11 protein-coding genes, 2 rRNA genes and 1 pseudogene are annotated in these 13,001 nt (G+C 61.2%); 8 read left to right on the top strand and 6 right to left on the bottom strand.

Going from position 1 to position 13,001, the window contains the following annotated elements:
* Positions 1–51 precede the first annotated feature (51 nt).
* The 3 genes from EL493_RS13210 to EL493_RS13200 all read left to right on the top strand — a co-directional run bounded on the left by EL493_RS13210 (position 52) and on the right by EL493_RS13200 (position 2,156).
* The gene (locus tag EL493_RS13210) at positions 52–642 is read left to right on the top strand and encodes a DUF4352 domain-containing protein (protein WP_022565440.1); all 591 of its coding nucleotides are present in this window, start codon (positions 52–54) and stop codon (positions 640–642) included.
* 54 nt (positions 643–696) lie between these two features.
* Complete coding sequence (locus tag EL493_RS13205; RefSeq protein WP_022565441.1) at positions 697–1,377, top strand: DUF4352 domain-containing protein; 681 nt, start codon at positions 697–699, stop codon at positions 1,375–1,377.
* Between the two features lie 77 nt (positions 1,378–1,454).
* The gene (locus EL493_RS13200; RefSeq protein WP_022565442.1) at positions 1,455–2,156 is read left to right on the top strand and encodes a hypothetical protein; all 702 of its coding nucleotides are present in this window, start codon (positions 1,455–1,457) and stop codon (positions 2,154–2,156) included.
* A 144-nt stretch (positions 2,157–2,300) separates the two neighbouring features.
* Here the strand turns inward: EL493_RS13200 and EL493_RS32715 are convergent, their stop codons facing one another.
* The 3 genes and pseudogenes from EL493_RS32715 to argS form a co-directional block, all read right to left on the bottom strand.
* The gene (locus tag EL493_RS32715; protein WP_197724369.1) at positions 2,301–2,489 is read right to left on the bottom strand and encodes a DALR anticodon-binding domain-containing protein; all 189 of its coding nucleotides are present in this window, start codon (positions 2,487–2,489) and stop codon (positions 2,301–2,303) included.
* Between the two features lie 37 nt (positions 2,490–2,526).
* Positions 2,527–2,622, bottom strand: a pseudogene (locus EL493_RS33735) (hypothetical protein); the annotation flags it as partial.
* Positions 2,619–2,993, bottom strand: a complete 375-nt coding sequence (argS, locus tag EL493_RS32710) for an arginine--tRNA ligase domain-containing protein (RefSeq protein ID WP_232017320.1) — start codon at positions 2,991–2,993, stop codon at positions 2,619–2,621. The gene argS and the pseudogene EL493_RS33735, both read right to left, overlap by 4 nt.
* Positions 2,994–3,458: 465 nt before the next feature.
* On the opposite strand from argS, the gene EL493_RS13185 reads away from it, so the two are divergent.
* The 5 genes from EL493_RS13185 (at position 3,459) to EL493_RS13165 (ending at position 8,631) form a co-directional block, all read left to right on the top strand.
* Positions 3,459–4,574 (top strand): type VII secretion target, encoded by a 1,116-nt coding sequence (locus tag EL493_RS13185; protein WP_022565445.1) that lies wholly within the window; start codon positions 3,459–3,461, stop codon positions 4,572–4,574.
* A complete protein-coding gene (locus tag EL493_RS13180) occupies positions 4,558–5,208 on the top strand; it encodes a hypothetical protein (protein ID WP_022565446.1) in 651 nt (216 codons plus the stop codon). Before EL493_RS13185 ends, EL493_RS13180 begins: the two co-directional genes overlap by 17 nt.
* Positions 5,190–5,633 (top strand): hypothetical protein, encoded by a 444-nt coding sequence (locus EL493_RS13175; protein ID WP_126405691.1) that lies wholly within the window; start codon positions 5,190–5,192, stop codon positions 5,631–5,633. The genes EL493_RS13180 and EL493_RS13175 overlap by 19 nt, the downstream gene beginning before the upstream one ends.
* 254 nt (positions 5,634–5,887) lie before the next feature.
* A complete protein-coding gene (locus EL493_RS13170) occupies positions 5,888–7,891 on the top strand; it encodes a UvrD-helicase domain-containing protein (protein WP_022565448.1) in 2,004 nt (667 codons plus the stop codon).
* Positions 7,892–8,310: 419 nt separating this feature from the next.
* A complete protein-coding gene (locus EL493_RS13165; RefSeq protein WP_126405689.1) occupies positions 8,311–8,631 on the top strand; it encodes a hypothetical protein in 321 nt (106 codons plus the stop codon).
* Positions 8,632–8,669: 38 nt separating this feature from the next.
* Here the strand turns inward: EL493_RS13165 and EL493_RS13160 are convergent, their stop codons facing one another.
* The 3 genes from EL493_RS13160 to EL493_RS13150 form a co-directional block, all read right to left on the bottom strand.
* Positions 8,670–9,377, bottom strand: coding sequence for a hypothetical protein (locus EL493_RS13160; RefSeq protein ID WP_126405687.1), 708 nt, complete (start codon positions 9,375–9,377; stop codon positions 8,670–8,672).
* Between the two features lie 112 nt (positions 9,378–9,489).
* Positions 9,490–9,606, bottom strand: a 5S ribosomal RNA gene (gene rrf / locus EL493_RS13155).
* A 90-nt stretch (positions 9,607–9,696) separates the two neighbouring features.
* Positions 9,697–12,820 (bottom strand): 23S ribosomal RNA (locus tag EL493_RS13150).
* Positions 12,821–13,001: the final 181 nt, after the last annotated feature.

The following is a 13,001-nucleotide window of genomic DNA, read 5'->3' as shown; positions in this document are numbered from 1 at the left end:
AGCCAGATTCCGACAACTGAATACCAATTCTCTTCTCTCCCAGGAGTCACGATGACCAACCCCCAGTACCCCTCCCAGCCCGGCTACCCGCAGGGACCCCACTACCCGCAGCCGCCGCGGAGGAGGAAGGTATGGCCCTGGGTGGTCGGCGGCATCCTTGCCGTCATCCTGCTGATGTTCGGAGGCTGCGTCGCACTGATCGGCGGAGCGGCGAATGAGGTCGCCAAGGCAGAGGAGAAGCGCAACACTGCCGCGCCGGCCGGGTCCGAAGTCCGCGACGGAAAGTTCTCCTTCCTTGTCACCGGTGTGGAAGAACCGGTGGCGGTGATCGGTACCAACGACATCCTGCAGGAACAGGCGCAGGGCGAGTTCGTGCAGGTGCACATCGACGTGACCAACGTCGGCACCGTGGCGCAGCACTACTTCGGGTCGAATCAGAAGCTGATCGACGATCAGGGGCGCGAATTCGCCAACGACACAGGTGCCGAGCTCAACGTCAACGACCATCTGGCCGAAGAGATCAATCCCGGCAACAAAGTGTCGATCACCCTCGTATTCGACGTGCCCCAGGGCACTGTGCCCGCGGCGGTCGAGTTCCACGACTCGGCGTTCTCCGGCGGCGTGCGTGTCGCACTGAAGTAGCTGACGTCGGCGCCGGGACGAAGGTGTCCCGGCGCCTCGAACCGAGGAACCACGATGACGAACCCGCCCGGCTATCCACCTCAACCGCCCTTCAACGCGCCGCGCCCCTTTCCTGCTCCCGGATTCCGACCGCCGCCCAAGAACAACAACGCGCTGATCCTGTGGATCGCGGGTTCGTGCGGCGGCGTGTGCCTGCTCGGTGTGTTCGCAATCGGTGCGGACTCACCTGAGTCCTCGAATCATTCGCGCGCGACCACTACCAGCCGCGTAGTTCAGGGCGCAGGCATCCCGTCCAATCCCACGTCGCCGACCACCGTCGCCCCGAAACCGGCCAAGAACCAGTCGGCGCCCGCGGGGACAGCGGTGCGAGACGGCAAATTCGAGTTTCTGGTGACCGGCATCGAGCAGGGTGCCACGGCCCTCGGGAGTGGTTTCTGGTCAGAGCGCGCCACCGGAGAATTCCTCGTGGTTCGGGTCCAGGTCACCAATGTCGGCAACGAAGCCCGCACCTTCTACGGCACCAATCAGTACCTCTACGACGAGCAGAATCGAAAGTTCGACAGCAGCTTCGGTGCCAATGCGGCGCTGTCGGACGACTTCGGGAGTATCGAGCTCAATCCGGGTCTGGGTGTGAGCACGGCCATTGTGTTCGACGTACCGCCGGGGACTGTGCCCGCGGTGCTGCAGTTTCACGACTCGATCTTCTCAGGTGGGGTCAAGGTCCGAGTCGGTTAAGTCGTTTCCGCCCAGTAGAAACGGTCTCGCGCAGACCCACAACGCCGAATTCGGCACATCAAACAACGGAGATTTCCATGCGTCCGACGGCCTTCACCCGCCTCACAACTCACAGATCCAAGCATGCGGTCCTCGCCGCCCTGACAGTGGTAGCAACAGCGATGTCGGTCGCCGCCTGTTCGTCCGCCGACGGAACGGCAACGAGCCCGGCCAGCACGACGGCCATGAGCGTGGCACCGACGACGGCCGCGGTGGTGAGCGACGCAGACTTCATTCGTGACCTTCGAAGCAACAGAACCTACATGCTGTCCAACAGTGACCAGTCCCTGATCGACCTGGCAAAGACGTCCGCCCGCGCATTTCCAGAAGGCATCTCCGACGCGGAATGGCGCAGCACCTACGAGTCCGTTCGCGACATTCTCACCCAGTCCGGATTCACGCGCGACCTCTCGAAGGAATTCATCGTCAAATCGGTCAAGTACTACGGAACATCTCCCAGCTACGCTCAGGCGGTTCGGCTGGCCGCCACGATCACCGAACTTCGCACGGTGATCACCGCAGGCATCTACATCGCCGGCACAGACATCGAGTCCGGCACCTACAAGACCGACGGCGCCAGTTCCTGCTACTACGAGCTGCGACGTGACCCCACCAACGGCGCAGTATCCAACATCATCGAGAACGACAATCTCAGCGGCCCTGGCTACCTCACGGTCGACGATGGACAGGGCATCAAGATCTCGGGCGGCTGCGTGTTCACCAAGGTTCGGCCCAGATAGACAATCAGCCATCTCGACTTGGACGGTACCGGGCAGGTCGGCCAGACGCAGATCCACGACGATGCGCGTCCGGCCGACAACTCACATCCGCTGCGGTGCGGCGATTCCCAACTGCCCCAAACCCAGCTCGAGAGTACGAGCCGTCTACTGGCACAGCGCGATTCGATTCGAACGGATCGGCTCCTCAGCGGAGATCACCGGGCACGAATCGTAGAAGGCCGTATAGGCGCGGGCCAGCTCGGAGAGGTATCCGGCCAGTCGGTGCGGTTCCAGCGCCTCGGCTACCTCGTCCAGCACTGTCCCGTACCCCGTCGAGGACGAGCGCGAGTTCACGCTCGGCCGGTTCCATCGGAACATTTGCGTCGACTACGACTGGCGTGGTGGTGTCGGCCTTGCGGAGGATCGAGCAAACCCGAGCATGGGCGTACTGCAGGTAGACGCCGGTATTGCCGTTGAGCGACGTCATTCGAACAAGGTCGAAGGTGTAGTCCTCGACCCGGAGGTCGACAGATCCGCGTATTTCACCGCACCGATGCCGGCCTGTTCGGCGATGGTTTCGAGCTCGGCTGACGCGAGGTCCGGATTCTTCTCGGCGACCACGGCGCGGACGCGTGCGACCGCCTCGTCGCGGAGATCCATCAGCCGCACCGTGCCGCCCGCACGAGTCTTGAACGGCTTGCCGTCCGGCCCGAGAATCGTCCCGTAGGCAACGTGGTCCACCTGAATCGCTTCGGTCAGCCAACCCGCCCGGCGCGCGGCCTCGAAGATCAGTTGGAAGTGCAAGGCCTGGCAGGAGTCGGTGACGTACAGCAGCCGGTCCGCGCGCAGCGAGGCGATCCGGTACCGGATGGTGGCGAAGTCGGTGCTGTCGTAGCCGTAACCGCCGTCACGAGTCCCGCGACGACGTGGTCAGAGTCGCCCGCAACCGCGAGACGGGGTTACACTCGACCGGATCGCGGCCGATATCGGCGTCCGTCCGATGACGTTGTCGAAATGGATGCGCCAAGCCGACGTCGACGACGGCAACAGGCCCGGGACCACGCGCAGCGAGTCCGCCGAGTTGCGTGATTCTCGTCGCCGGATCCGCCTGTTGGAGCAGGAGAACGAGGTGCTCCGCCGCGCGGCCGCGTACCTGTCGCAGGCGCAGAGACCTCTACCCGCTCGTTAAGGAGCGATGGCGTGCGTGTGGGCGGCTACTGTACTCTCCAGCCCAGATCGCTGAACTACCAAGGGGGAGTAAGCATCACATGCGATTTTCGAGAGGGCACATACGCCACCAGCTACCTCGTCCCGGCCTGAACCATGTCTGAACTATCGGTAGAGACGGCTCAGCTCAACGGCTTCAAACTGGACCTGCAGGACATCGGATCGAACTTCTCCTCCAACGCTTCGCGCCTGATGCCCGAGATCCGGTTGCCCGACGGCGTCTCTGGTCTTCTCGCCGAAGTATCGCCGCCGCTTGCGCGGTTCCACGCCGCGGTCGAGGCCGCCCAACGCACGGATCAAACCACTATCCAGGACCTCGCCGACAATCTTTCGACTGCGGCAACCTCGTATCAAGCAACAGACCAGGACAATGCGTACGCCTTGGCGAGCGTCGGAGGCGATAGCCGCCCCGGCGACCAGTCGGCCACTGGCGACAGCGTCCGATACCCGTCGCTGCAGCTTCCAGCACTCACCAACACCGATTCCGTCACGTACTCGGTCCGCCAGACCGTGACCTCCGCCATCGAGTCGATCTCGTGCTACGACGCCGCGATCATGGCCGCTGTCGGCCTCCAGCCGGCAGCCGATCTCTTGAAGCCGCTGGAGGCCGACTGGGAGTCACTGAAGACCGTCGGCAAACTGGTCCGGCTGATCGGGATCAACGACTACGTCGCCTCCCAGAACCTTTCCGGCGGTACGACCTGGCTGCGGAGCAGTTGGTCCGGCAACGCCGCGCAAGCGTTCGAGTCGAGTTCGAACACCACGGCGGTATCGCTGGCCGGTCGCAGCGACGACATGGAGGCTGTCTGTCAAATCGTCGAGGCCGCCGCCGCCTTTCTCGAACGACTCGTCTGCAACCAAGCGACAGAACTCAGTGGCGGCCTCGCCAAGTCGATGACACTGCTCGACTTCACATTCCCGCTGGGAGTTTGGGCTCAAGCGTTGGCTGAGCCGATCCAGGAATCGTATCGCTCGACGATCTCCTCCGAGTTGGACGCCCTCATCGCGGCCGCTCGTTCTCGTCAGGACCAGATACGGGGCGCGATCGGAAAAGTGTCCCAAGCATTGGAGTACACGTCAGGCCGGGTCCCTCCGGCCTTTACGCCGGACGATTTCGCAGCTCCGGGCTTGGCCATCGCCGACATGGGAACCAGGCGATACGGTTGCAGCGACAACGTGTGGTGGGAGAACAGCCTTGCATCCACCGCCTGATCCGCCGAAGAAAAACCCGGCCGCGTATGGATCACGCACCGGAATCGCTGACAAGATCGAAGCCAGGACTTACAAGACCATAGATGCGTTCTTCGCTCTACAATATTTCGAGGGCGCCGGTTACACCTTCTCGGCGGACCTCTTCAAGTTCTACCTTTCGAACCCTGGGCCGAATTCGGACTTCACAATAAAATCCGAACATTTCCAAAAGACGGTAAGTACAACCAACGTGCGCGACACCATCTCGATGTGCCTCGACGGAATCATCGAACAGGCGAGACTCGATCCGCAGGTCGGGATCCTTCGAGAGCTTACCTCCGACTGGAAGGGCTGCGGACCAACAGAGGATCCAGACGTCGAGTTCGGGATCGGGCACTTCGATGTGTCAGTCGGAAGCGACACAATCGTACGTTCCCGAGACGACGGCCTCTACGCCGAATTGAGCTATAAGGTGTACGTCTGGGACTACTACAACTTTGAAACGAAGAATTGGATCCCATTTGGCAATGTCAAGCGAAACCAAGCCAACTCCATCGGCAATCACATGCGTGATCTCGAAGAATTCGGGTGGGCACGAAGTTTCATAGCCCGCGGACAATCCGACACCATCCAGACGTGGACGCAGAGGCTATGAAACGAAGACTGACCTTTGTACTCCTCACCGCCGCGATAGGCGCGCAATCATTTGCACTGACAGCCTGCTCGAGCGAGCGCAAAGACCTCCTATCCCTTGAGACCTGCAGCTCACTCGTCTTCCCACACGGCGTCAAACTTGTCGAATTCGAGCAGCAGACGGGTTTCGGAGACGAAGTGGTTACCGCAGTGGTGGAAATCCCCGCCGACGAAATGGATGATTTCAAGACCAAGTCAGGCCTTGCCAAGTTCACTGCCGGGGTGCCGAAAGATTGGAAGTACCACTGGCGGGACACGAAGAGCCTCCCACTGCTCGAATCGGAGCAGGCCTACCGCGCCGACGAAGGGCAGCTCGCCCAGACCAGGTGGGTCGCCTATACGACCAAGGACACATCCGAGATCGTCTTCATCCACGCCGTCTGCTAGCGCCTCGTCAAGCCGATTCTCGCATCGGCTGACACGACGCAGCATCAATCGCATGCGAAGCCCTGGTAGCCGGTGCGATCGCTGAACCGCTGCCCTCTCTTCCGTCGTTGCATGAGCTCGACGACAACCCCAGCTGAATGCCCACAGCCGTTGCATGCCTGTCGCACGTTCCACGTCACCCCACTGCCCACGTCCGCGATCCCGAGCAGGCGCTGGTCTCGAAGGAACTAATGCGACCGCGCAGATCTTCAACTATGTTGTCTAGCAAGGGATTACCGTCGCCTGACACCGCAAGCGGCGACATCGACCAGGTTGGGGGAACCATGGCCAATATCCGACGTGAGCGGCGCCTGCGCGCCGCCGAGCAGGCGCTCGCCGTCCAGACCCACCTGAGCTCGTCGGAACGTCGCGTGCTCACGGGCATTCTCGCCAACGAAGGCTGGCAGCTGTTGGTCAGCACCACGGCGTTCCGCCCAGGTAGGCCCACAGCTTTCGCAATCGGCCCGACCGGGGTGTTCGCCGTCGTGTTCGCCGCGACCATGCCGAACCCTTCCCAATTCGGTGAACTGCGCAAGCACGCCGAGGAACCGCTCGCGCGCCTGGCCCTCGACGACTTCCGTTTCGTCCCGCACATGGCCGAGATCGTCGTGGTACTCCCCGGCCGGGTCCGCCCCGAATCCGACGGTCGCATACACGTCGTCGACGAACCCGGCTTCGTCGCCACATTGACCGGAGGCGACCGGCGATACAAGCCTGCCCGCGTCGCCCAACTCGCGGCTTCCACCATCGACAAGTACACGCACCTTCGACTCGATCTGATCGACGAATCGGACTCTCCCGCTGAGCTTTTCACCGAAACCGACCTCAACGAGGCCGAACGTGCCGCCGCCCTGGCCCGCCCGTTCAGGGACTGGATGACTTTCCTCGACCCAGCTCAGCTCTCCTTGGTGCACGCGAACTTCAACGGTCCCGCACGCATCAGCGGGCCCGCCGGCACCGGTAAGTCCGTGGTCGCCCTGCATCGCATGGCCCACTGGGCCAAACGCAATCCGGGCCGCCTGATGTTCACCACGTTCGTGAAAACCCTTCCCACCTTTCACGAACGCGGCTTCGCCCACCTGGCCCCGCGGGCGGCCGACCGCGCGCTATTCACCGGCCTCCACGCCTGGACCCTCCGATTCCTCAAAGACCGCGACGTGCCGTTCAATCTCGACGAGGCGGCCGTCAATGCCTCCCTCGCGGATGCGTGGCGCCGTGTTCGCCACACCCTCACCGGCGTCAAAGGCACCGACTTCGGCTACTGGCACGACGAAATCGACCGCATCATCAAGGGTCGCGGGTTGCGCGACTCCGCCAGCTATCTGGCGGTACAGCGAACTGGCCGCGAGGGCATCAGCCTGCTGCCGTCGATGCGCAATACCGTCTGGGAAGACTGGTACGTCCCCTACGAGGAAGGTCTCGCGGCGCGCGGCGCACACGACTTCAACGACCTCATCGCCCTCGCCGTCGAGGAATTGCGTGCCCGTCCACTCACCGGCGACGAACGATTCGGCCTGGTCGTCGTCGACGAAGTCCAGGACTTCACTCTCCGCCAACTCCAGCTCGTCTACGAAATCGCCGGTGCCCGTGAGGATTCCCAGCTGCTCCTGGTAGGCGACAGCCAGCAACGCGTCTACGTGGGCAGCTGCACCCTGGCCGAGGCAGGCATCCCGGTCCCCGGTGGCCGCGGCCGCATCCTGCGCACCAACTATCGGAACCGCGCCGCAGTCCTGTCCTATGTCCAGCGCATCGACACAGCCGGCTCGGTCGACGACCTCAACGGCGGCGCAGGCGTCGTCATCCGCGAAAGCAACGCCACCCTCCCCGACGGCCGCGCCGTCGAAGCCCGACTCACCCGCCGCGAATCACTCGCCGCGCTCCCCCAGGCCATTCGCGACGCGAACCTGAATCCCGATGCCGACATCGCCGTCATCGTCTCCACCAGAAGCGATATCGACCGCTACCTCACCGTTCTACGCAGGGCGGGCCTGCGCGCCATGCCACTGGAGCACTACGACGGCACCCAACCGACCGACATCAAAGTCGGCACCGTCCACCGTGCCAAGGGCATGGACTTCACCGCCGTGTTCCTCCTCCTGGCGAATCCACCCACAACCCACCCCGGTGGGCGCGACACCGAGGCTCTCCGCTCCCGCCAGCACCTGGTGGCCGCCAGCCGCGCCCGGGACTACCTCTGGGTGTGCACGCTGACCGACTGAAGGCTCCTCCGACTTGGTCGAGACGCAGTCCCACCACTGTCGCTGAACTTCGCCCGAAATACCGAGACAAGGTCACCGCCAGCCGCGGGATCATGGAACAGACCTTCGCGCTGCTTCACCGGTAACGACGTTTGGCCGTGCGGTGGGAACACATACCGACATCCACCTCGGGTTCCGGAATCTCGATGCGGCGCTGATCCGTCCCCTACAGTGACGGCCCCGGCCTACCGTGGGCCATATGCTTTCATCTGTTCCCAGTCAAGTCCGGCGTCGTGGACGTCGTCCTCAGCAAGAAGGACGGAGCGCCACTTAGCCGCAATCTTCCCGCTGTTGTTGACAGTGTATGCCCAGGTCTTGGCGGCTCTTGCCTTAGCTTGGACGTCGGCAGCCCGGGCTTCCGTACGCTGGCAAAGCCGTTCGTGCTCATCGAGGAAGCGGAGAACCGGTTGCGGCCGGCCGCGCGGATCATCTCGACACCGAGGAGCTGCCGCGCCGAAGAATCGGCGGGCATATGTGACCGAGCCGGAACATCTGACGTTCGGTGGATAGGTGCACCTGCTGCAGAGTCCGACCAGTTGGCGGAAGCTGGGGTTCAGAGTCAGGTGATCGAGTTGCTGGAGCAGGTGCGGGTGGCGCGGAATGAGCTGATGCATTTCGCGACCGATCCGCTCTCGGCCGGACAGGAGGCCGCGGTACACGGTCTGCTCCAGGTGCTGCGGACGGCGGAACCCAACCCCTGATGCCGGTCAGGAACGCAGCTCAACGCTTCGAGCGGTCGTTACCCGCTGACGGAGAAGGGGAACAGCGGCAATTTCGCGAGTTGCTCGCCCGGCTTCATGACGAACGATCGGCCGGTGCAGTCGCCGTTCTCCCAGAAGGTCTGGGGGACGGTTCCGCCGTTGACGATGGAGCCTGCTCCTTGCGGGCCGAGACTGGCGACACCCAGCTCCAAGCAGTTCTGCGGATCCACCGACGGGACCTCGCCGTGTGGGAGGGAATGGAGCAGGTCCTCGAAGTCGGGCATCCCCCACCAGCAGACCGTGCCGGCCGGGCAGGGCTGGGTGAGGACCGCGGTCGGTGTGCGTGACGAGATCGCTGACGTCGCAGTCGGGTTCACCGTGTTCGGTGCGACCGAGGTGGTGACCACGGCCGGCGCTCCGGAGAGGGCAGCGGATGTCGTGGACCCGACGGTCGGCGCAGCGTCGCCATGCGCATCCGACTGGAAAGCCATGAACACCAGGGCCGCGCCGACTACGCCCGCCACGAGGAAGCCTCCTGCGACCACCAGCTTCAGGGTGTTGCGCTTCTCCTTCGTGCCCTCGCGGCTCACTTCGGATTCACGCCGCCACACACCGAAGTTCGTGCTGGACCGGGCACTTCGTGTATACGACTCGTTCTGTCCGCTCCTGTGCTCCGCCCCGAGGCTCGCGCGACCGTGGACGTGGGCCTTCGATTCGCCCTCGCTGGGCGGGAGTTCTGCACTCACCGGCACAGGGTAGCGCCAGTTCCGTTGGGAGGGGCGGTCATTCGTAGATCAGGAGAGTTCGGGAACGCAAAAAGGCCCTCCAACCGAAGTTGGAGGGCCTTTCGCAATGATGTTCCGGCGGTGTCCTACTCTCCCACACCCTGTCGAGTGCAGTACCATCGGCGCAGGTGGCCTTAGCTTCCGGGTTCGGAATGGGACCGGGCGTTTCCCCACCGCTATAACCGCCGTAACACTATGAAACTAGACAGCGCTCCCCACAAAGTAGGTTTGCTGCAGTGTCTGTTGTTTCAGATACCGCACAGTGGACGCGTAACACCTTCGTAGTAAGCCCTCGGCCTATTAGTACCAGTCACCTACACACATTACTGTGCTTCCAGTTCCGGCCTATCAACCCCATGGTCTGTAGGGGGCCTTAACCCATCAAGTGGGAGAGAAACCTCATCTTGGAACAGGCTTCCCGCTTAGATGCTTTCAGCGGTTATCCCTTCCGAACGTAGCCAACCAGCAGTGCTCCTGGCGGAACAACTGGCACACCAGAGGTTCGTCCGTCCCGGTCCTCTCGTACTAGGGACAGCCTTCCTCAAGTTTCTAACGCGCGCGGCGGATAGAGACCGAACTGTCTCACGACGTTCTAAACCCAGCTCGCGTGCCGCTTTAATGGGCGAACAGCCCAACCCTTGGGACCTACTCCAGCCCCAGGATGCGACGAGCCGACATCGAGGTGCCAAACCATCCCGTCGATATGGACTCTTGGGGAAGATCAGCCTGTTATCCCCGGGGTACCTTTTATCCGTTGAGCGACACCGCTTCCACTTGCCGGTGCCGGATCACTAGTCCCGACTTTCGTCCCTGCTCGAGCTGTCACTCTCACAGTCAAGCTCCCTTGTGCACTTGCACTCGACACCTGATTGCCAACCAGGCTGAGGGAACCTTTGGGCGCCTCCGTTACATTTTGGGAGGCAACCGCCCCAGTTAAACTACCCACCAGGCACTGTCCCTGAACCAGATCATGGTCCGAGGTTAGAAGTCCAATACGATCAGAGTGGTATTTCAACGACGACTCCACCTGAACTGGCGTCCAAGCTTCACAGTCTCCCACCTATCCTACACAAACCGTACCGAACACCAATACCAAGCTATAGTGAAGGTCCCGGGGTCTTTTCGTCCTGCCGCGCGTAACGAGCATCTTTACTCGTAATGCAATTTCGCCGAGTCTGTGGTTGAGACAGCAGAGAAGTCGTTACGCCATTCGTGCAGGTCGGAACTTACCCGACAAGGAATTTCGCTACCTTAGGATGGTTATAGTTACCACCGCCGTTTACCGGGGCTTAAATTCTCAGCTTCGCGCCGAAGCGCTAACCGGTCCTCTTAACCTTCCGGCACCGGGCAGGCGTCAGTCCGTATACATCGTCTTACGACTTCGCACGGACCTGTGTTTTTAGTAAACAGTCGCTTCTCTCTGGTCTCTGCGACCCCACCCAGCTCAGAGTGCAAGACTCGTCACCAGGCGTGGTCCCCCTTCTCCCGAAGTTACGGGGGCATTTTGCCGAGTTCCTTAACCACAGTTCTCTCGATCGCCTTAGTATTCTCTACCTGACCACCTGTGTCGGTTTGGGGTACGGGCCGTGTACCAACTCACTAGAGGCTTTTCTCGGCAGCATAGGATCACTGAATTCACCACAACGGCTACGCATCACCTCTCAGGCTACATGTTGTGCGGATTTGCCTACACAACGCCCTACAGGCTTACACCAGGTATTCCATCACCTGGCCCAGCTACCTTCCTGCGTCACCCCATCGCTTGACTACTACAGCCAGGGTCTCGTGCAGCAATTCTCCCTCTCACCCGAAGGCTCGATAAGAAAACATTTGGACGATTAGCACAACTGATTCGCCATTGGGCGCGGATACACGGGTACGGGAATATCAACCCGTTGTCCATCGACTACGCCTGTCGGCCTCGCCTTAGGTCCCGACTCACCCTGGGCGGATTAACCTGGCCCAGGAACCCTTGGTCATTCGGCGGACGAGTTTCTCACTCGTCTTTCGCTACTCATGCCTGCATTCTCACTCCCGTGGCCTCCACAGCTGGATCACTCCGCTGCTTCCACGGCCACAGGACGCTCCCCTACCCATCCACACACCTGGCACTTTTAAGGGTGCAGGCTAATGTGTGAATGCCGCGGCTTCGGCGGTGTACTTGAGCCCCGCTACATTGTCGGCGCAGGATCACTTGACCAGTGAGCTATTACGCACTCTTTCAAGGGTGGCTGCTTCTAAGCCAACCTCCTGGTTGTCTAAGCGACCCCACATCCTTTTCCACTTAGTACACGCTTAGGGGCCTTAGCCGGCGATCTGGGCTGTTTCCCTCTCGACTACGAAGCTTATCCCCCGCAGTCTCACTGCCACGCTCTCACACACCGGCATTCGGAGTTTGGCTGACTTCGGTAAGCTTGTGGGCCCCCTAGGCCATCCAGTAGCTCTACCTCCGGCGTGAAACACGTGACGCTGCACCTAAATGCATTTCGGGGAGAACCAGCTATCACGGAGTTTGATTGGCCTTTCACCCCTACCCACAGCTCATCCCCTCAGTTTTCAACCTAAGTGGGTTCGGGCCTCCACGACGTCTTACCGTCGCTTCACCCTGGCCATGGGTAGATCACTCCGCTTCGGGTCCATAATGTGCGACTGAAGGGCGCCCTATTCGGACTCGCTTTCGCTACGGCTACCCCACACGGGTTAACCTCGCCACACACCGATGACTCGCAGGCTCATTCTTCAAAAGGCACGCCATCACCCCACCACCGAAGTGGAAGGCTCTGACGGATTGTAAGCGCACGGTTTCAGGTACTATTTCACTCCCCTCCCGGGGTACTTTTCACCTTTCCCTCACGGTACTAGTCCGCTATCGGTCACCAGGGAGTATTCAGGCTTACCGGGTGGTCCCGGCAGATTCACAGCAGATTTCACGGGCCCGCTGCTACTCGGGTATCACTCACGAGAGCCAACATGTTTTCGTCTACCGGACTATCACCGTCTATGGCAGGCCGTTCCAGACCACTTCGACTAACACATTGGTTTCTAACTCTCGCTTGATCCGGCAGAATCAAGAAGAATGACCCCACAACACCCCAAACGCAACCCCTGCCGGGTATCACACGCTTGAGGTTTAGCCTCATCCGCTTTCGCTCGCCACTACTCACGGAATCACTGTTGTTTTCTCTTCCTGTGGGTACTGAGATGTTTCACTTCCCCACGTTCCCTCCACACACCCTATATATTCAGATGCGGGTAACACGACATCACTCGTGCTGGGTTTCCCCATTCGGAAATCCTCGGATCTCAGCTCGGTTGACAGCTCCCCGAGGCTTATCGCAGCCTCCTACGTCCTTCATCGGCTCCTGGTGCCAAGGCATCCACCGTACGCTCTTAAACACTTACTAACAAAGATGCTCGCGTCCACTGTGCAGTTCTCAAACAACACACCCGCATCGAATCGAATACTTGGACCTACTGGCAAAGCCGAGTGGTTTCGCAAGAGATCCGAGCGGATCGTTTGTCTTGCCTGGAAAGAACGTCTGTTCTTTCAGGACCCAATAGTGTGTCGGTATATCACCGCGGTCG

Source organism: Nocardia asteroides, assembly GCF_900637185.1.
GTDB lineage: Bacteria > Actinomycetota > Actinomycetes > Mycobacteriales > Mycobacteriaceae > Nocardia > Nocardia asteroides.
This window is presented reverse-complemented; position numbering and strand designations above follow the sequence as displayed.